Here is a 19262-nt window from a genome sequence, read left to right as displayed (position 1 = left end):
GATGCTCAAAACCTTGTGCGGCCTGCTCGCAGGCTGCTTCATGTTCTCGGCCCCCGCGGGCGCTGCCTCATCGGCGCCACGGCTCGTTGAACGCGATGGGCGCTTCGCGCTCTTCGTCGACGGTGCGCCCTACCTGATGCTGGGCGCGCAAGTCCACAACTCCAGCAACCACCCGCAGGCGCTGCAGAAGGTCTGGCCGGCGGTGGCGGATGCGCGTGCCAACACCGTGCTGGTGCCCGTGGCGTGGGAACAGATCGAGCCCGTCGAAGGCCGCTTCGACTTCAGTTTTCTCGACACGCTGGTGCGCGAAGCCCGGCAGCGCCAGGTTCGCCTGGTGTTGCTGTGGTTCGCCACCTGGAAGAACACCAGCCCCCAGTACGCGCCGGGCTGGGTCAAATTCGACAACCGACGCTTCCCCCGCATGGTGGGCCGCGACGGCAAGCCGCACTACGTGCTGTCGCCGTTCGGCGATCAGACGCTGGCGGCCGACAAGCGCGCCTTCGTCGCCTTGATGGGGCACCTGAAGAAGATCGACGAGGCGCACCACACGGTCATCATGGTGCAGGTGCAAAACGAGGTCGGCAGCTACGGCCTCGTGCGTGACTTCGGCCCCACGGCGCAGGCCGCGTTCGACAAGGACGTGCCCGCTGAGGTGCTGGCACGCCAGAAGCCGCGCTCGGCCGGTGCGGCCTCCGGTTCGTGGAAAGCGGTGTACGGCGACTACGCCGACGAATACTTCCACTCCTGGGCCACGGCACGCTACATCGGCGACATCGCCCGCGCAGGCCGCGAGGTGTACGACCTGCCGATGTACGTGAACAATGCGCTGCGCGATTCGCTCGAACCGATCGCGCCGTGGAACAACAACTTCGCCAGCGGCGGCCCCACCTACGATGTGATCGACATCTACAAGGCCGCCGCGCCGAAGATCGACATCGTCAGCCCGGACATCTACAACCCGGCCTCGGCCCAGGTCAGCGCCACGCTGGGCCATTTCCAGCGCCGCGACAACGCGCTGTGGGTGCCCGAGATCGGCAATGCGGCCGTCTACGCCCGGTTCCTGTACGAAGTCATCGGCCGCGGCGCCCTCGGCGTGTCTCCCTTCGGGCTCGACTACGCCGACTACAGCAACTTTCCGCTCGGCTCGAAACTCACCGACCAGCGCATGGTCGAGCCGTTCGGCAAGGTGTTCGCGGCGTTTCGGCCGATCCAGCGGCAATGGGCCCAGTGGGCCTTTGAGGGCCGCACCCGTGGCGTGGCCGAGGGAGACGACGGCGCTGACCAGTTGATCACCTTCAAGGGCTGGAAAGCCCGCGTGTCCTTCGGGCAGTGGCAGTTCGGCGAGAAAGACTGGCCCGGCAACGCCAAGGAAGCGCCGCCGCACGCCGGCCAGCGACTGGGCGGTGTGGCCATCGCCCAGACCGGCGACGATGAATTCGTCGTCGTGGGCCAGTATGCGCGGGTGCGGTTTGAACCCGACCTCGCCCCGGGTCAACTGGGCAGCATGCTGGCACGAGTCGAAGAAGGGCACCACGACATCCAGGGCCAATGGCAGGTCGATCGCCTGTGGAACGGTGACCAGGTCGACTATGGCCTGAACCTCACCGCCACCCCGCTGACCTTGAAGGTCCGCCTCGGCCGGTATTGACGATGCGGCGTCGCGAACTCATCCAAGGCGCCGGCTGGGCCGGGCTGGGCGCCCTGGCCGGCTGCGCGCTGGCGCCCCTCAAGCCCGTTGCCGGGGACGAGGCCGCCGCCGCCGCCGCCCAGCCTGCGTACCGCTGGCGCAGCGTGCCCTACGGCGCCGGCGGCTTCGTCACCGGCTTCCTCTTCCACCCGAGCGAGCGCGGCCTGCTCTACGTGCGCACCGACATCGGCGGCGCCTACCGGTTCGACGAAGCCCACCAGGCGTGGATCCCGCTGATGGATCACCTGGGCATCGACGACGCCGACCTGATGGGCGTCCTGAGCCTCGCGGTCGACCCGAACGCCCCGGATCGCCTGTATGCGGCTTGCGGCCTCTACCTGGGGGCCGAGAATCGCCCCGGCGCCCTGATGGCCTCGGACGACCGTGGCGCCACCTGGCGGGTGCATGAGCTGGGCGTCCACCTCGGCGGCAACTCCGCCGGCCGCGCCTCGGGCGAACGGCTGCAGGTGGACCCGAACGACGGCCAGGTGCTGTGGCTCGGCACCTCGCGCCACGGCCTGCTCAAGAGCACCGATCGAGGCCGGCGTTTCAGCCCGCAGCCGCTGCCGGCGCAGCATGTGTCGCTGGTGTGGGTCGATCCGGGATCTGGCTCTGCGGGGCATGCGTCGCGCACCGTCTACGTCGGCACCCACGATCAGCCCGGGCTCTGGGTGTCGCAAGACGCCGGAGCCCGGTTCGAGCGCGTGGCAGGCGCGCCGGCGCAAGCGCCGCAGCGCCTGGCCGCAGCGGCCGACGGCACGCTCTACGTGACCTTTGCGCTGGGTGATTCGCCGATCGCCACGAACCCCAGCTACGCGCGCACCGGCAGCGTCTGGAAACGTTCGCCCGACGGCCGCTGGAGCGACATCACGCCCGAGCTCCCCGGCGCCGAGCCTCAAGGCTTCGGCTACGCCGGCGTGGCGGTCGATCGCCAACAACCACGGCGCCTGATCGTGTCCACCTTCGAGCGCCGCGTCGAGGGCGACGAGATCTTCCTCTCGAACGATGGTGGCGCGAGCTGGCAGGCCTTGTCCCCCCGCACCGAGCACCACGCCCCGGGTCACCCCTGGCTGCTCGACTACATGCGCACCGAACGCCGCATGGGGCACTGGACCTCGGCGCTCGCGCTGGACCCGTTCGACGGCAGCCGAGCGCTGTACGGCACCGGCTACGGCGTCTGGATGACCCGTGACCTGCCCCAGGCCGTGGATGGCCGCCGCCTGCGCTGGGCCTTCACCGTGCAAGGCATGGAAGAGACCGCCACGCTGGAGATCCGCAGCCCGTCCCAGGGCCCTCGCCTGCTGGCCGCCATGGGCGACGTGGCGGGCGCCGCCTGGGCGGACCCGAGCCAGCCGCCCGGCGCGACCTTCTTCGTCCCCACCAAGGAGACGAACCGTTCGGTCGACTACGCCGAACTGGCGCCGCAGCTCATGGCACGCACCGGCGACGGCCGCTCGGGCGGGCACTGGTCGGACGACGGGGGCCGCCATTGGCAACCCTTCGCCATGTCACCGCGCGACGTACCGGGGCATGCACCGGCAGAGATCGGCCATGTGGCGGTGTGCGCGCGCGGTGCCACATTCGTCTACGCCCCGAATAAGGGGCCCGGGCTTTGGACGGCCGATCGCGGCGGGCACTGGGCCGCTTGCGCCGGCTGGCCTGCGGACGCCAGTGTGCCGCTGAAACCCGAGGCCGACCGCAACATCGAAGGCGTCTTCTACCTGCTCGATCGCGATAGCGGCCGTGTGTTGACCAGCACCGACGGCGGCCGGCTGTTTCAGCCTCTGCTCACGGGGCTGCCCCGAGTGGCCGCTTCGGCCGAAGCCCAGCTCATCAGCATCCCGGGGCGGCCCCACGCCCTGTGGTTGGCCCTGAACGACCGGCTGCTCCATGTAGCGGGCGCGGGCGCCGCGCCGCGCCGCATCGAGGCGGTGGAGGCCGCCTGGATGGTGGCCGCCGGCCCCGGTGCGCCAGGCGCCCGATCAGCCCACAGCCTCTACCTGTGGGGCCGTGCCCGGGCCGGCCATGCGCCGGTGGCGGAAGGCTTCTTCCGCTCGGATGACGAAGGCGCGAGCTTCGTGCGCATCAACGACGATGCCCATCGGTACGGCCGGCTGCTCTCGATGACGGCCGACAGCCGGCAGCATGGCGTCGTCTACATCGCACCCCATGGCCGAGGCGTGCTGGTGGGACGGCCCGGGGTCGAGACATGAGCGACCGGGCCACGCTGATCGTCACCGCTCGCCGAGTCGCCAGAGCGGCGTGGGTGGCCTGTGCGGTGGCGCTGATGCTCACCGGTGCGCCAGCGGCCCTGGCGGCCCCCGAGCTGCGCCTGCACTACAGCCAGCCCGCGCCCGACACCGATGCCGGCTGGGAACGCGAAGCGCTGCCCATCGGCAATGGCCGTCTCGGCGCGATGATCTTCGGCCAGCTCGCCCACGAACGGCTGCAGTTCAACGAGAACAGCCTGTGGACGGGTGACGATCGCACGATGGGGGCCTACCAGCCCTTCGGCGATGTGCGCCTCGAACTCAACGGCCACGATTCAACCGCCACCGACTATCGGCGCGAGCTGCTGCTCGACCGCGGTGTGCACCGCGTGGCCTACGCGCTGGGCGGCGTCCGGTTCCTGCGCGAAGCCATCGCCAGCCACCCGGCCCAGGTGGTGGCCCTGCGCCTGACCGCCGACCGGCCCGGCCAGTACAGCGGCGCGGTGGCGCTCACCGACATGCACGGCGCCCACCGGCGCGCCGCCGGCACCCGGCTCTACGCCACGGGCTCGTTGGCCGGCTGGACGCTGCCGGCAGACGCGGGTGCAGCGCCGTCGACCAACACCCTGGCCTACGCCAGCCAGCTGCAACTGCTGCATGAAGGCGGCAGCGTCCGGATCGAAGGCGACCGGCTGTTGTTCGAGCGCTGCGATTCGGTGACATTGATCCTGGGCGCCGGCACCAGCTACCTGCCCGATGCCGCCCGCCGCTTTCAGGGCGAGCATCCTCTGGCAAGGGTGACGGCCCAAGTCAGCGCCGCGGCGAGCCGGCCCTGGGCCGAGCTGCTCGCCGAACACGAGCGCGACGTGGCGCAGCTGATGGGCCGGGTCACGCTGGACCTCGGCGCCACCGCCGCCGAGCGCCGCAGCCAACCGACAGACCAGCGTCTGGCCGCCTACACCCACGACGGGCAAGACCCCGAGCTCGAAGCCCTGCACTTCCAGTACGGCCGCTACCTGCTGGTCTCCAGCTCGCGCGACGCGCTGCCGGCCAATCTGCAGGGGCTGTGGAACGCGAGCCTCACCCCGCCGTGGAATGCCGATTACCACACCAACATCAATGTGCAGATGAACTACTGGCCGGCCGAGCCGACCCACCTGGCCGAGCTGCACCGGCCACTGTTCCAGTTCGTTCGCAGCCAGGCGCCGGTGTATCGCCGCACGGTGGCCGACATCGCCGCCGATGCGCTGGCGCACCCTGGTGTCGAGCGGCCCGGCATCACACCCTGGGGCGAAAGCTTCAAGACGCGCGAGGAGACCTTTCTCACCGCCCAGGGCCGGCCCGTCCGCGGCTGGACGGTGCGCACCGAATCGAACCCCTTCGGCGCCATGGGCTACCTGTGGAACAAGACCGGCAACGCCTGGTACGCCCGCCACTTCTGGGAGCACTACGCCTACACCCGCGACCTGCGCTTCCTGCGCGAAGTGGCTTACCCGGTGATGAAGGAAGCCTGCCTGTTCTGGCTGGACACCTTGAAGCCGGTGGCCGAAGGCCCGTTGAAGGGCCGCCTGGTGGCGCCGGACGGCTGGTCTCCCGAACACGGGCCGGTCGAAGACGGCGTGAGCTACGACCAGCAGATCGTCTGGGATCTTTTCAGCAACACGCTCGAAGCCGCCGATGCGCTGGGCCACGACACCGCGTTCCGCCGGCAGATCGCGCAGGCGCGCGACCGGCTGGCCCCGCCGCAGATCGGGCGTTGGGGCCAGTTGCTCGAGTGGTTGAGCGAGAAGAACGATCCGGTGCTCGACACGCCGCACGATACGCACCGCCACGTCTCGCACCTGTTCGGCCTGTATCCGGGCCGCCAGATATCGCCGCGCCGCACCCCTGAGCTGGCCGCCGCCGCCCGCCGCAGCCTCGAGGCCCGGGGCGATGCCGGCACCGGCTGGTCGATGGCCTGGAAGATGGCCTTCTGGGCCCGCCTGCAAGACGGCGATCGGGCTTACCGCATGCTGCGTGGGCTGCTGGCCACGCCGGGTGCGCGCGCGGCCCAGCAGACCGGCCCTGGCAGCGAGAGCAACAACGCAGGGGGCACCTACCCCAATCTCTTCGATGCCCACCCGCCGTTCCAGATCGACGGCAACTTCGGCTACACCGCCGCACTCGCCGAGATGCTGCTGCAGTCGCACGACGGCGAGATCCAGCTTCTGCCCGCGTTGCCCGCGCCGTGGCGCTCGGGCGCGGTGCAAGGGCTTCGCGCGCGCGGTGGCTTCGAAGTCGACCTGCGCTGGGCCGAAGGCCGGCTCACCTGGGCGCAGGTGCGTGCCGTGGCCGGCCCCGGCCGCGCGGTGCTGCGCCTGGGCGATCGAACGCTGAACCTGTCGCTGCGGGCCGGTGAGGCCCAACAACTCTCCGCCAGCCTGCGACCCCTGTCTTCCTGAGCATCACATGACCTCTACCTCGCCTTCCCTCGCCCGTTGCATCGCACTGGCCTCTGGTCTCGCCTCCAGTCTGGCTTTGAGCACCACCGCGTGGGCCCTGGACGACCGGACGCTGTTCGATGGACAGCCGGGCACCGGCCTGCGGGTGACCATCCTCGACCACGAAGGCCAGGCTCCGCTGGGCAACGAGCCCCTGGTCGTCCCCAAGCCCGCCAAGCCGCAGGTGCCGGCCAGTGAAGTGCGGGCGCTGCGCAACGGCGCGGCCATCGCGCTGCACTACAAGGAGGCCTGGTACGCCGCCATCCGTTTCGAGAGCGAGACGCCGATCGACCTGAGTGGCTATCTCGCCCAGGGCACGCTGGAATTCGACGTGCGCTCCGACGATCTCGCGCACTCTGGCTTGAACATCTCGGTGGGCTGTGGCCCGGACTGCCACCGCAAGGTGAACCGCGTGGTGCCCTCGCGCTCGCTGGCCGGACGCGGCTGGCAGCACTGGTCGTTCTCGATGCAGTGCTTCCAGCGCGAAGGCAGCGACTTTCGCCAGGTGAAGCAGCCCTTCACGCTGGAGACCAGCGGCACCGGACATGTCGAGCTGGCGCGGGTGGTCTTCAAACCCCAGGGCACACCGAACACGCCCTGCCCGGACTACCGCACCGAATCCATCACACCCGCACCGCTTGAAGAGGTGTGGTCGGTCGAGTGGTGGCAACCCCGCCATGACAAGAAGCTGGCCGAGATCCAGCAACGCCGCCAGGCCAACGAGCCGATCGAGCTGGTGTTCATCGGCGACTCGATCACCCAGGGCTGGGAGAACGAGGGCCGCCCCGTCTGGGAGCGCCACTTCGCCCGCTTCAACGCCCTCAACCTCGGCTTCGGCGGCGACCGCACCGAGAACGTTCTGTGGCGCCTGCAGCATGGCGAGATCGATGGGCTGAAGCCGAAAGCGGTGGTGCTGATGATCGGCACCAACAACACCGGCCATCGGCAAGAAGACCCGCAGACCACCGCGGCCGGCGTGCGCGCCCTGCTCGGCGAGATCGCCCGGCGCATGCCTGGCACGCCGGTGCTGCTGCTGGCCGTGTTCCCGCGCGACGAGAAGCCCGGCACCCCGATGCGCCGCATCAATGAACAGCTCAATCAGCACCTCGCGGCATTGGCCGATGGGCGGCAGGTTCAGTTCCTGGACATCGGCCGCAGCCTGATGAACCCCGACGGCACCTTGTCGCGCGATGTGATGCCCGATTGGCTTCACCTGAGCGAGAAGGGCTACGGCCTCTGGGCCGATGCCATGCGCCCCACCCTCGATCGTCTGATGGCCCAGCCACGCTGAGCCTCCACCCCGAAGCTGTGATCCTGCCTTCCGCCTTGACCACGATGCCCCTGATCTGCCTTGCCACCGCCGGCTTCGCACCGGCCCGCTCCTTCTGACCGCCCTGCCCTGAACCGCTGCCTGCTTCCACAGCTTCCGAGAGCCCTGCCCATGCTGTCTCCGATCATGATCGACACCACCTTCACCTACTCCAGCCCCTTCCCGGACACCTTCGTGTTCGGCGTGGCCGCCGCCTCGGCGCAAATCGAAGGCGCCGCCTTCGCAGATGGCAAGGGCGAGTCGATCTGGGATCGATTCGCACGCCAACCCGGCAAGGTGGCGCACGGCGACACGCTGGACGTGGCCTGCGACCACTACCACCGCTTCGACGAAGACTTCGCCTTGATGGCGGCGATGGGCGTGAAGCACTACCGGCTGTCGATCGCCTGGCCTCGCCTCTACCCTGAGGGCGACGGAGACCTCAACCCGGCGGGCCTGGCCTTCTACCACCGCCTGTTCGACAGCATGGAGCGGCACGGCATCACACCCTGGGTCACGCTGTTCCACTGGGACCTGCCCCAATCGCTCGAAGACCGTGGCGGCTGGACCTCGCGCGTCACGGTGGACGCCTTCGCGCGCTACGCCGACACGGTGGTTCGTGAATTCGGCCAACGCGTGAAAAACTGGATCACCCTCAACGAGATCCGCTGCTTCACGATGCTGGCCTATGGCTACGGCACCAAGGCCCCTGGCCGCCGCGAGAGCGCGGCCGTGGTGAACCAGACCTTTCACCATGCGCTGCTGTGCCACGGGCACGGCGTGCGGGCGGTGCGCGCGCACGGCGGAGAAGGCGCTCGCGTGGGCCTGACCGACAACTGCGACGTGAGCGTGCCCGTCACCGAATCCCCCGCCGACATCGCCGCCGCGCAGGCCTGGTTCCTCGACAAGAACCTGCATGTGCTGGGCGCCATCCACGGCCGTGGCTACGCGCCCGCCTACCTGCAACGCGTGGGGGCCGACGCGCCGAAGGTCGAGCCGGGTGACTTCGACCTGATCAGCCTGCCCACCGATTTCCTGGGCCTGAACATCTACACCGCCACCTATGTGCGAGCTGGCCGCGAAGGCCAGCCGTACGAAGCACTGAACCTGCCGCCGAACTACCCGCGCGCCGACAGCGCCTGGCTGCACCTGGTGCCGCAGGCCATCTACTGGGCCACCCGCATGTGCCACGAGCTGTACGGCCATGGCTCGATCTACATCACCGAGAACGGCTGCGGCTACAACGAAGAGCCGGTCGTCAACGGCGAGGTGATCGACCTGCACCGGCGCGACTACCTGCGCAACCACCTGCGCGAAGTGCACCGTGCCATTGCCGATGGCGTGCCGGTGGACGGCTACTTTCTGTGGTCGTTCATCGACAACTTCGAGTGGGAAGACGGCTACCAGCGCCGCTTCGGCATCGTGCATTGCGATTTCGACACCCAGGCCCGCACGCCGAAACTCTCGGCCCGCTACTACACCGACGTGATGCGCACGCGCACCGTGCTCTGAAGGAACACCCGTGGCCGACTCTGCTGCCCTCGACTTACCCCAGCCGGCCTCGCCCGCGAGCACGGCACCCGCCCCACGCGACCGCGTGCCCCTGAAACAGAAGGTGGGCTACGGCCTGGGCTCGTTCCTGGACATGTGGGGCCATTGGCTGTACCAGTCGCTGGCCTTTCACGTGTTCAACGTCGGCCTGGGCGTGGCGCCTGGTTTGATCTCCACGGTGCTGGGGATCAAGATCTTCATCGACGCGGCGGCCGATGCCCTCTTCGGATGGCTGTCGGACAACCTGCGCTCGCGCTGGGGCCGGCGCCGGCCGTTCATCCTGATCGGCGGCGTGCTGGCCGGCATCGGGTTGCCGCTGATGTTCGCTGTCGGGCGGGGCTGGAGCGACCAGCAGTACTTCTGGTTCATGCTGATCTCGCTCGTCCTGTACGTGCCGGTCATGAGCGCCTTCAACATGCCGTGGGTCAGCCTCGGCTCGGAGATGACGCCCGACTACCACGAGCGCACCAGCGTGATGTCGGTGAAGAACGCGATCCAGAAGATCCCCGAGCTGGCGATGTTCGTCGCGGCGCAGTTCACCACGCTGGCCATCTTCAACGGCGCCGACGGCAAGCCCGACATCCTGCTGGGCGCCCAGGTCTACACCGGCATCCTCGGGACCATCATGGTGGCGATGTCGATCGCGATCTTCGTGCTGGTGCGCGAGCGCTACTACGAGACCGTCGTCGTCACGCAGACCTTCAACAAGGTGCCCTTCAAGGACACCCTGTACCGCACGCTGAAGAACCGCCCGTTCCGCGCGCTGCTGGGCACGATGCTGGCCTATGCCGTGGCCACCTCGATGGTCGGCCTGCTGGGCTACTACGCCACGGTGTACTACGTCTGCAAGGGAGATGTGGCGGCCGGTGCCCGATGGAACTCCATGATGGGCATCTCGGGCATGGTGATGGGCTTTGCGGGCATCCCCTTCGCCGCCTGGGCGGCGCGGCGCTTCGGCAAGCGCAACGCGCTGGCCATCATCCTGGCGCTGGCCATCTGCGCGTTCATCGGCGACTGGTTCTTCTACAACCCTGAGCTGCCCTGGCTGCAGTTGCTGGCCAGCGGTTGCGTGGCCTTCACCGGAGCGGGCTTCTGGATCATCTATGGCTCGACCCTGGCCGACGTCGTCGACGACGACGAGTTGAACACCGGCTTGCGGCGTGAGGGCTCGTTCGCGGCCTGCCAGTCTTGGATCAGCAAGGTGGGCCTGGCCCTGGGCAATGGCACCTCCGGCTGGATCCTGCAATTCACCGGCTTCGACGCCAAGCTGCCGCTGCAGAGCGACGAGGCGCTCTTTCTCATCCGGATCCTGCTGTCGGGCGTGCCGGCCATCGGCCTCCTGATCGCCATCGTCATCCTCATGCGCCTGCCGCTCACCGAGGCTGGCATGCAGTTGATCCGCAACCAACTGGAATCCCGCCGCGGGCGCGTCTGACCAGGCAGCCTGCAGCAACTTTTCAGTCCACCAAGCCAACGACGTGAAGACCTCGATCACCCGGCTGCTGGCCGGCCTCGCCCTGGCCGGCGGGGCGAACGCCCTGCTCGCCGCGGGTGCCCCCGCGGCGGCCGAGCCGCTCGCCCCCGCCCAGGTTCGACTGCAGGTCAGTGCTGAAGCTGCCGGCCCGGTGATCGAGCCGACGGTCTACGGCCACTTTGCCGAACACCTGGGCACCGGCATCTATGGCGGCCTTTGGGTGGGCACCGGTTCGACCATCCCCCACACGCGCGGCTGGCGCAACGACGTGATCCAGGCACTCAAGCGCATCGGCGTGCCGGTCGTACGTTGGCCCGGCGGTTGTTTTGCCGACGACTACGACTGGCGTGACGGCATCGGGCCCCGCTCTCAGCGACCCGTGCGCCTGAACAAGTTCTGGGGCATGGTGCCCGAGCCGAACGAGGTCGGCACGCACGAGTTCATGGACCTCGTCGAGCAACTGGGGGCCGAGGCCTACCTGGCAGGCAACATGGGCTCGATGACGCCACGCGCACTGTCGCAGTGGCTGGAGTACATGACCTCCGACAGCCGGTCGAGCCTGGCCGAAGAGCGCCGCCGCAACGGCCGCGACAAGCCCTGGAAGGTGAAGTACCTCGGCATCGGCAATGAGAGCTGGGGCTGCGGCGGCCACATGCGGCCCGAATACCAGGCCGACCTGCACCGCCAGTACGTGACCTGGCTGCACACCCCGGTGGTGAGGGTGGCCTCGGGCGACGGCGAGGGTCGCGACGAGGTGATCGACACCTTGATGGCGCGCGCCGGCCAGGACATGGATGCGATCACCCTGCACTACTACACCGTGCCGGGCCCGTCATGGGAGCACAAGGGCAGCGCACTCGGATTCACGCCGGAGTATTGGGCCCGGGCGCTTCGCGGTGCGATGGGCATCGAGGCGCGCATCGAAGCCACGCGCCGCATCATGGACCGGCATGACCCTGCCGGCCGCGTGGCCCTGTACGTGGATGAGTGGGGCACCTGGCATGACCCCGAGCCCGGGTCGACCCCCGGCTTTCTGCAGCAGCAGAACTCGCTGCGCGACGCCCTCGTCGCCGCCCTCACCTTCAACGTGTTCCATCGCCACACCACCCGGGTGAAGATGGCCAATGTGGCGCAGATGGTGAATGTGCTGCAGGCCCTGGTGCTGACCGATGGGCCACGCATGCTGCTCACCCCCACGTACCACGCCTTCGATCTGTACCAGCCCTTCAAAGGCGCCACGCCGCTGAAGCTGCAACTGCAGACGCCTCGCTGGGGAGAGATCGGAAAAGAGTCTGGGCAAGACCTCCCCGCCGTGGATGCCAGCGTGGCCCGCGCCACCGACGGCCGCGTCTGGCTCGCGCTCGTCAACCTCGACCCGCAGCGCCCGGCCCGCGTGACCGCCAACCTCGCCGGGCCGGCCGAGGGTCGGCTGCTGACCGCCGCCGCCATGGACGCCCACAACAGCTTCTCGCAGCCGCACGCGCTGGAGCCATCGCGCTTCGAAGCGCCCGCCGCGTCTGGCGGGATGGTGCTCGAACTGCCCCCGAAATCGATCGTCGTCGTACGCGTCGGCGAACCTGGCTGAAGTGCTCCCCCACCGCCCGCCACCCGGAGGAGACAACCGGGCCGGGCACTTACCAAGAAAGGTCAGAGCGAGATGAAGTCCTGGGTATCGAAACTCCTCATCACGTTGGCGTTGGGTGCCAGCATTGGCGCGCACGCGCAGGGCTGCGGCACCGGCGGCGGCGTGACCGTGTGTCTCACCGCCACCGGCAGTGCCAGCAACGTTCAGCTGAGCTGGACGGCCAGCGGCGCTATCACGAACGTGCAGGTCTACCGCGACACCGACAGCGACCCCGCGGGCCGCGGCCGACTCGCCACCTTGGCCAACAGCGCCCGCAGCTACACCGACACGGGCGCCACCTCAGGCACGCCGTACTGGTACTGGGTCAAGTTCAGCGTCGGCAGCACCAGCTACAACTCCAACACCGCCGCCACGGCCCGCGCCGGCATGCGCAGCCTGACGAGCCTGCAGATCTCGGCCAATATGTCGCCGGGCTGGAACCTGGGCAACACGCTCGAAGCCATCGGCGGTGAAACCGCCTGGGGCAACCCCAAGGCCAACCAGGCCATCATGAACGGCATCAAGTCGGCCGGCTTCAAGAGCGTGCGCATCCCGGTGTCTTGGAAGCAGTACGCCGACGCCAACGACAACATCAGTGCCAGCTGGATGGCCCGCGTGACCGAGGTGGTCAACTACGCTCGCAACGCCGGGCTCTACGCCATCATCAACATCCACTGGGATGGCGGCTGGATGCAGCCGACCTATGCGCAGCAGGCCACGGTCAACGCCCGCATCACCAAGTTCTGGACCCAGATCGCCAACAACTTCAAGACCTACGACGACTACCTGATGTTCGCCGGCACGAACGAGGTGATGAAGGAGGGCGACTGGGGCACCCCCACCACCGAATACGTCACCGTGCAGAACAGCTTCAACCAGACCTTCGTGAATGCGGTGCGCGCCACCGGCGGCTACAACGCCAGCCGCCACCTCATCGTGCAAGGTTTCAACACCAACATCGACCACACGATCAACTTCTTCACCGTGCCCACGGATTCGGCCACGAAGAAGCTGATGGTCGAGGTGCACTACTACGACCCGTACAACTTCACCCTCAACGATTCGAACGACACCATCTGGCAATGGGGCAGCATCGCCACCAGCGCCGGCAACACCGAAACCTGGGCCAACGAAAGCTATGTCGACGCGCAGATGAACAAGATGAAGACTCGCTTCATCGACGGCCTGGGCATGGGCGTGCTGATGGGTGAATACGGCGCCATCTCGCGCCTGTCGGTCGACAGCAGCCAACGCTACCGCACCTACTGGGACCAGACCATCACCCGCTCGGCCTTCACCCGCCGCATCGTCCCGGTCTACTGGGACAACGGCTACACCGGCGACCACACCATGGGCCTGTTCAACCGCACGACCGGCGCCCAGGTGCACGCTGGCGTCGTCAGCGCCATCGTCAACGCGGCGAAGTGATCATGGTGGCGGCCTCACCCCGACTCTCCCGGCGCGATGCCCTCGTCACCGCCCTGGCGGGGACGGCCGCCGTCCAGGCACCGGCCGCCGTGGTCGCGGCCCGTGCCACCTGCGCGGCACCGCCGCGATTTGCCACCGGCGTCGAGGGGCAGCGCCGCGCCGACCTGGGCGATGGACGCTTCCTGAACCCCATCGTCAGCGGCGACCGGCCGGACCCGACCATCCTCAAGGACGGGGCCGACTACTACATGACGTTCTCGTCCTTCCAGTCGTACCCCGGCGCCATCCTCTGGCACTCGCGCGACCTGGTGAACTGGGCGCCCATCACCGCCGCACTCACCCGCCCGATCGGCACGGTGTGGGCGATGGACCTCATCAAGCACGACGGCCGGTACTACCTCTACATCCCCGTGCTGCGTGACGACGGCACCACCATCTTCGTCACCCACGCCAGCGACATCCGCGGCCCCTGGAGCGACCCGGTCGACCTGAAACTGCCCGGCTGCATCGACCCCGGCCACGCGGTGGGTGAAGACGGCAAACGCTATCTCTTCGTCAATGGCATCCGGCGGGTCCGACTGGCCGACGACGGCCTGTCGACCGATGGCCCGCTTGAACACGCGTGCACGCCATGGCGTTATCCGGAAGACTGGGTGGTGGAGATGTTCGCCCCCGAAGGACCGAAGATCTTCCGTCGCGGCGATTGGTTCTACCTCGTCTCGGCAGTGGGTGGCACCGCCGGCCCACCCACAAGCCACATGGTCGTGGCGGCCCGCTCGCGCTCCATCCATGGGCCCTGGGAACACTGCCCGCACAACCCCATCGTGCGCACCCGAGCGGCCGACGAACCCTGGTGGTCTCGCGGACACGCCAGCGTGGTGGAAGGCCCGGCGGGTGATTGGTGGATGGTCTACCACGGCTACGAAAACGGCTACCGCACCCTCGGCCGGCAGGCTCTGCTGGAGCCCATCGAGTGGACGGCCGATGGCTGGTTTCGGGCCCGAGGCGGCACGTTGTCCGCACCGATGCGCAAGCCGCGGGGCGGCCAGGCGGTGCCGGCTGGCCTGGCACTCTCCGACGATTTCTCACGCGGCGCGCTGGGCCTGCGCTGGAGTTTCTTCGCCGCCGGCCCGCAGGAGGCCGATCGGCTGCGCCACGACGGCCGGGGCGTGGTGATGCAAGGCCGCGGCGAATCGTTGCCCGATTGCTCACCGTTGACCTGCATCGTCGGCGATCGCCACTACGAGGCGCGGGTGACGCTCGACGTCTCTGGCGACGGCCACGCCGGCCTGGCGCTCTTTTACGACCAGCGCGCCTGCGTCGGCCTGGGCTTCAGCACCCGCGAGTCGATCACCTATGGCTACGGCCAGGAGCAGCGATGGATGCGCGAGCCCTTTGCCGGCGGCCGAGTGCACCTGCGGGTGACCTACCGCGACCACGTCGCCCACTTCGCGCATTCCACCGACGGCGTCACCTGGAAACCGCACCCCTGGCAGATGGAGGTTTCCGGACTGCACCACAACGTCTTCGGCGGCTTCCTCAGCCTGCGCATCGCGCTGTTCAGTGCAGGCCGCGGTGAAGCCCGATTCCAGGACTTCGTCTACCGCGGGCTCCCCGGCTGATCTGCGGAAAGCCCTGCCGCGCACGGCTGCGATTCACCGGCCCGAAGGACCACATTCACATCGGTGGGGAAGTCTGCCGCCGCTCCATAGCGGGTTCGGTAGGTGGCAAAGCCTTCCTTCTGAACACACCAATTCCAGAAGTACTCTTCCCACCCGTGCAAGGCCAGCACCTCGGTCCTCCACTCGCGGCGGGCGGCAAACGCGGCCACGCCATCGGGCAAGGTCAGCTGGGTTTCGCGTGACTTCTCGCGGCCGTAGGGGTAGGCACTGGACACCAGCGTCACGGCAGCATCGGCCACCGGCCGACCTTGTTCATCGCGGACCGTCGCGGTCGACGCCGGCTGCAGCGTCTTGTAGACCGGATACGGAACACAGCCAGCCATCCACGTTGCCACGACGAGCCAAGGCACCGTAAAGGCAGCCCGGCCGCCTTCCAGCCAGGGTGGCCTGCTCACTGGCTCTCGCTCAGCGCCTTCAGCTTGGCCAGCGCCTTGGGCCAAGCCTCGCTCAAATAGCCTTCGAACTCGGCGACCACGTCTTGGTCGACCGTCAGCTGGGTGCCACCCGGCACGGCGGCGAAAGAATAGTTCTCGCAGGCGCCCGCCCAGGCACGGGCAGCGTCGCTGGTCGTGTCTTCGACGCCCTTGGTGACAAAGCCCAGGTGCCGGATCGAGATGAACTCGTCGGGCCGATTCGCCGCGATCTCGGAAAGCATTCCATCGCCTTCCGGGCCCACGAATCGAATCCGCTCGCCGGCTTGCCAAGTGCCTTCGAAGGTCGAGCCTTCCATGAAGGCTGCGGCCCACTGTCGGTAGCTGCCGGGCTCGATCATCGTGCGGAACACCGTGGACACCGGCGCGGCAATGAATGTCGAGAACTGGATCTGCTTTCTTGAAACCATGACATCTCCTGTGGTCGGCCGAGGAGGACCCTCACCCCCACGACGACCACCGCCCTGTGATTTCGACATCGTGGGCTGGGCGACGAGGCAGCTGCCGGGGTGGGTGACACCGGGAACGCGAAGCCCCCGGGGTGGCCGTCTGGCCTTCGAACCGTCCGCGCTCAGCGCACGGGCGTCAGCAAGATCACCTTCTGCACACGCTGGACCCGGTCGTACGCCTCCGCGGCGATCTGTCCCGATTGATTGATGCCGACGGCCTTCCAGATGTCGTACCGCCCGGCCTGGGGGTCGGCAGGGTCGACGCAAGACTCCAGCAGGTAGACGCCGTGGGTGGCGTCCGCTGCAAAGGCATGTTGCGCACTCACCGGCGAAGGCTGGGCATAGCACTGGCCGACCACCGTGCCGTGCGCTCCGAGCTTGATCGGCTGGTACCACGCGCAGTCAGCGGACGATCCCAGCGATTGAACGCCGTTGCCGACGCTCCACAGGTAGATCGCGTTGGGCGCGTTGTCGGGCCCATTGAGAGAGAGGTCGAACGGGCCGGTCATCAATGCCACCTCGGCCCGGTCGTTGACGGCCCGTGCAGAGACCTGCGGCTCATCGGGCAGCGCAGGAATGTCGGTGAAGCCCGCGCCCCGCGTCCACATCACCGGCCGCCCGGATTTCCGATGGCCCACGACCTGTTGCCGGTTGTTCAGGTCATTCAGCTCGACCTTGTCGTCGGCGAGCCCCAGTTCGGTGACCGTGCCATCGCGCTCGCGCAGCGCGTAGGTGCGTTCCTGGCCATCGACGATCAGATCACCGGCGGTGTTGCCGAAGTACGAGAACACGCCGCGCAGCTTCTTGGCGGGCGTCGTCCCCTTGGCCCAGACCTCCGTGCGCAGGAACTTGCCCGGCCACACGTTGCCGGGCCACTGGACCCAATACGACATGGCCCCTTGCTCGTCGACCGACACCGCGAACTGTTCCCGGCGGGGGTCATCCAGCGGTGCCCACTCGACCGCCCGCCCCTCGCGCCAGCGAAAAGCCCGAGCCTTGTCCCCGTGCAAGGTGCCGACGATCACGCCCTGGTCGTTGATCGCTTCCGCGCTCGCCAGGTCACCCTCGGTGGGAACGACCGAAATCCTGTACAGCGGCAGTGCCGCCATGGCGCCATGGGCCGCCCACAAAGCCGCCAGGGAAACCACGGTGCGGGCCCAGGTGGCCGCGCCACGCCAAACGATGGACATGCTTTCCTCCGTCATTCATCGGTGTTGAACGGGCATCGTACCGTGGCCGTACCCGGCGCCCCGCGCCATCGCCCAACCTGCGTCCGCAGGACGACAGGGCCATGACGGCGGACTTTGTGTCACGCCTTGCCGCTTGAAACATGCCGTTTCGCTTCCCATGCGATACCGCTGACCTTCACCTCACCACCCGGCGCCCCATGACCCCACGTCGATCCTCCAAGCCGTCTGTCACCGCCCTGGCCTTCGCGGCGGCTTGCGCGCTCGCGACGCCCCTCGCGCTGGCGGCCTCCGTGTCAGCCACCTTCTCGCCCACGTCGGCCGATCTGCCGAACCCGGATCGCGGGTTTTACAGCTGGGCCGGCAGTGACCTGATCACCGATTTCGACATCGGCAGTGTCAAAGCGGGCTATGCGCGTGGGCAGCGGTTGGTGCATGCGCCGGTGTCGTTGGCCGCGTATCGGCAAACGGACATTCCCGCCTCGGTGCTGACGACGCTGGGCTCTCGGCTGGAGGCGATCCGCGCAGAAGGCATGAAGGCCGAATTGCTGGTGGCCTACGATTTCACCGCCGGCGGCAATGACGCCACAGCCAGCCAGATCGCGCGCCACCTGGCGCAGCTGAAGCCGGTGCTGGCGGCGCATGCCGAGGTCATTCCGTACATGCGCGCGGGCTTCATCGGGGCATGGGGTGAATGGCATTCGTCGAAATCAGGCAATTCCTGCGGATACCACTCAGGCGACACCTCTTGCGACACGGCCGATGCCAACCGGTTGATCGTTCGCGACGCCCTGTTGGCCAATGTGCCCGCCACCACGCAAATCGCCTTCCGGTACCCCGGAGACCTGAAGCTTTGGTATCCGGATGTGAATGCGCCGAAACAGGTCGCGTCCCACAACGATTGCTTCCTGGCCGGCCCCACCGATTCGGGCACCTACCCGTCACCCGACCTTCGCACCTACATCCAGGAGCTGACGCGCAAGGCCTCTTTCGGTGGTGAGACTTGCGAAAACGCCGACACACCGGTGCGAAGCTCTTGCGCCGACATCCTCAAGGAAGGCCCGCAATACCACCTGGCATGGCTGAATGCCGACTACGCGCCCTCGGTGCTGAACACCTGGAAGTCCGAGGGCTGTTACTCGACGGTGTCGGCCCAGATGGGGTACCGGATCCAGCTGGATCGGCTCAACCACCCCGGCAAGATCAAGCAAGGCGGCAACCTCACGGTGCATGTCGACCTGCGCAACGTCGGCTGGGCTCGCATGTTCGTCGACCGCGCCTTGGAAGTTCGCCTCACCCACCGCAGCTCCGGCGAGGTGCTGACGGGGCGAGGCGGCAAGCTGAGCAAGCTGGCCGCTCAAGCCACCGGCTCCAGCCGCTTCGACGTCAGCGTGCCCATTCCCGCGGACGCCCCTGCCGGCACCTACGATGTGTCGCTGGCCGCGCCCGATGCCTTTGCCAAGAATGGTGGCGACGTCCGCTTCGCGGTGCGCTTCGCCAACGCCGACCGGGCGGCTGACGGCCAGCAATGGCACGCCGCGGATGCCAGCTTCAGCACCGGCACGGCGGTCAAGGTCGTGAAGCCGGCAGCACGGTAGGCTCAAGCGGTGGAGGCCGGGGCCGGCCCGGCCAGGGCGTGTTCACACTACGCAGCCCCGTGCGAACGGGTTGTCCAGGGATGCAGGGCAAGGCGCCCGACGCCGCCCAGGCTGGTGCCTGGGCAAGTTGGGCAACGCCGCCATGCGCCCTG

The 19262-nt window shown here is 68.1% G+C and carries 13 protein-coding genes; 10 read left to right on the top strand and 3 right to left on the bottom strand.

What is annotated here, in order from left to right; translation table 11 throughout:
* Position 1: 1 nt before the first annotated feature.
* From AACH06_RS23740 to AACH06_RS23700, 9 genes are all read left to right on the top strand, one after another.
* Complete coding sequence (locus tag AACH06_RS23740) at positions 2–1648, top strand: DUF5597 domain-containing protein (protein ID WP_341428274.1); 1647 nt, start codon at positions 2–4, stop codon at positions 1646–1648.
* Between the two features lie 2 nt (positions 1649–1650).
* A complete protein-coding gene (locus AACH06_RS23735) occupies positions 1651–3900 on the top strand; it encodes a beta propeller repeat protein (RefSeq protein ID WP_341428273.1) in 2250 nt (749 codons plus the stop codon).
* Positions 3897–6338 carry a glycoside hydrolase family 95 protein gene (locus AACH06_RS23730; protein WP_341428272.1) on the top strand — a complete coding sequence of 814 codons (2442 nt, stop codon included), beginning with the start codon at positions 3897–3899 and terminating at the stop codon, positions 6336–6338. Before AACH06_RS23735 ends, AACH06_RS23730 begins: the two co-directional genes overlap by 4 nt.
* A gap of 7 nt (positions 6339–6345) precedes the next feature.
* Positions 6346–7668, top strand: coding sequence for a GDSL-type esterase/lipase family protein (locus AACH06_RS23725; RefSeq protein WP_341428271.1), 1323 nt, complete (start codon positions 6346–6348; stop codon positions 7666–7668).
* Between the two features lie 150 nt (positions 7669–7818).
* Entirely contained in the window at positions 7819–9198 is a 1380-nt protein-coding gene (locus AACH06_RS23720; RefSeq protein WP_341428270.1) for a GH1 family beta-glucosidase, read from the top strand.
* Between the two features lie 10 nt (positions 9199–9208).
* Positions 9209–10672 (top strand): MFS transporter, encoded by a 1464-nt coding sequence (locus AACH06_RS23715; protein ID WP_341428269.1) that lies wholly within the window; start codon positions 9209–9211, stop codon positions 10670–10672.
* Positions 10673–10715: 43 nt separating this feature from the next.
* Complete coding sequence (locus AACH06_RS23710; protein ID WP_341428268.1) at positions 10716–12296, top strand: alpha-N-arabinofuranosidase; 1581 nt, start codon at positions 10716–10718, stop codon at positions 12294–12296.
* Positions 12297–12368: 72 nt separating this feature from the next.
* Positions 12369–13763: a glycoside hydrolase family 5 protein gene (locus AACH06_RS23705; RefSeq protein WP_341428267.1), complete on the top strand. Its 1395-nt coding sequence runs from the start codon at positions 12369–12371 to the stop codon at positions 13761–13763.
* A 2-nt stretch (positions 13764–13765) separates the two neighbouring features.
* Positions 13766–15385: a family 43 glycosylhydrolase gene (locus tag AACH06_RS23700; RefSeq protein ID WP_341428266.1), complete on the top strand. Its 1620-nt coding sequence runs from the start codon at positions 13766–13768 to the stop codon at positions 15383–15385.
* On the opposite strand, the gene AACH06_RS23695 is transcribed toward AACH06_RS23700, so the two are convergent.
* From AACH06_RS23695 to AACH06_RS23685, 3 genes are all read right to left on the bottom strand, one after another.
* Complete coding sequence (locus tag AACH06_RS23695) at positions 15364–15768, bottom strand: carboxypeptidase regulatory-like domain-containing protein (RefSeq protein ID WP_341428265.1); 405 nt, start codon at positions 15766–15768, stop codon at positions 15364–15366. The genes AACH06_RS23700 and AACH06_RS23695 overlap by 22 nt on opposite strands.
* A gap of 68 nt (positions 15769–15836) precedes the next feature.
* A complete protein-coding gene (locus tag AACH06_RS23690) occupies positions 15837–16286 on the bottom strand; it encodes an SRPBCC family protein (RefSeq protein WP_341428264.1) in 450 nt (149 codons plus the stop codon).
* A gap of 161 nt (positions 16287–16447) precedes the next feature.
* On the bottom strand, positions 16448–17515 hold the full coding sequence (locus tag AACH06_RS23685) for a hypothetical protein (RefSeq protein ID WP_341428263.1): 1068 nt from the start codon (positions 17513–17515) through the stop codon (positions 16448–16450).
* 197 nt (positions 17516–17712) lie between these two features.
* On the opposite strand from AACH06_RS23685, the gene AACH06_RS23680 reads away from it, so the two are divergent.
* Positions 17713–19110, top strand: coding sequence for a DUF4832 domain-containing protein (locus AACH06_RS23680; protein ID WP_341428262.1), 1398 nt, complete (start codon positions 17713–17715; stop codon positions 19108–19110).
* The last annotated feature ends 152 nt before the right edge of the window (positions 19111–19262 follow it).

The organism is Ideonella lacteola, assembly GCF_038066555.1.
Lineage (GTDB): Bacteria > Pseudomonadota > Gammaproteobacteria > Burkholderiales > Burkholderiaceae_C > Ideonella > Ideonella lacteola.
Note: the sequence above shows the minus strand (reverse complement) of the source record. Positions and strands in the feature narration are given on the sequence as shown.

Excerpts from the sequence above, each read along its gene's own strand:
- AACH06_RS23740 (WP_341428274.1), top strand. The coding sequence starts at position 2 with ATGCTCAAAACCTTGTGCGGCCTGCTCGCAGGCTGCTTCATGTTCTCG.
- AACH06_RS23735 (WP_341428273.1), top strand. The coding sequence starts at position 1,651 with ATGCGGCGTCGCGAACTCATCCAAGGCGCCGGCTGGGCCGGGCTGGGC.
- AACH06_RS23730 (WP_341428272.1), top strand. The coding sequence starts at position 3,897 with ATGAGCGACCGGGCCACGCTGATCGTCACCGCTCGCCGAGTCGCCAGA.
- AACH06_RS23725 (WP_341428271.1), top strand. The coding sequence starts at position 6,346 with ATGACCTCTACCTCGCCTTCCCTCGCCCGTTGCATCGCACTGGCCTCT.
- AACH06_RS23720 (WP_341428270.1), top strand. The coding sequence starts at position 7,819 with ATGCTGTCTCCGATCATGATCGACACCACCTTCACCTACTCCAGCCCC.
- AACH06_RS23705 (WP_341428267.1), top strand. The coding sequence starts at position 12,369 with ATGAAGTCCTGGGTATCGAAACTCCTCATCACGTTGGCGTTGGGTGCC.
- AACH06_RS23700 (WP_341428266.1), top strand. The coding sequence starts at position 13,766 with ATGGTGGCGGCCTCACCCCGACTCTCCCGGCGCGATGCCCTCGTCACC.
- AACH06_RS23695 (WP_341428265.1), bottom strand. The coding sequence starts at position 15,768 with ATGGCTGGCTGTGTTCCGTATCCGGTCTACAAGACGCTGCAGCCGGCG.
- AACH06_RS23690 (WP_341428264.1), bottom strand. The coding sequence starts at position 16,286 with ATGGTTTCAAGAAAGCAGATCCAGTTCTCGACATTCATTGCCGCGCCG.
- AACH06_RS23685 (WP_341428263.1), bottom strand. The coding sequence starts at position 17,515 with ATGTCCATCGTTTGGCGTGGCGCGGCCACCTGGGCCCGCACCGTGGTT.
- AACH06_RS23680 (WP_341428262.1), top strand. The coding sequence starts at position 17,713 with ATGACCCCACGTCGATCCTCCAAGCCGTCTGTCACCGCCCTGGCCTTC.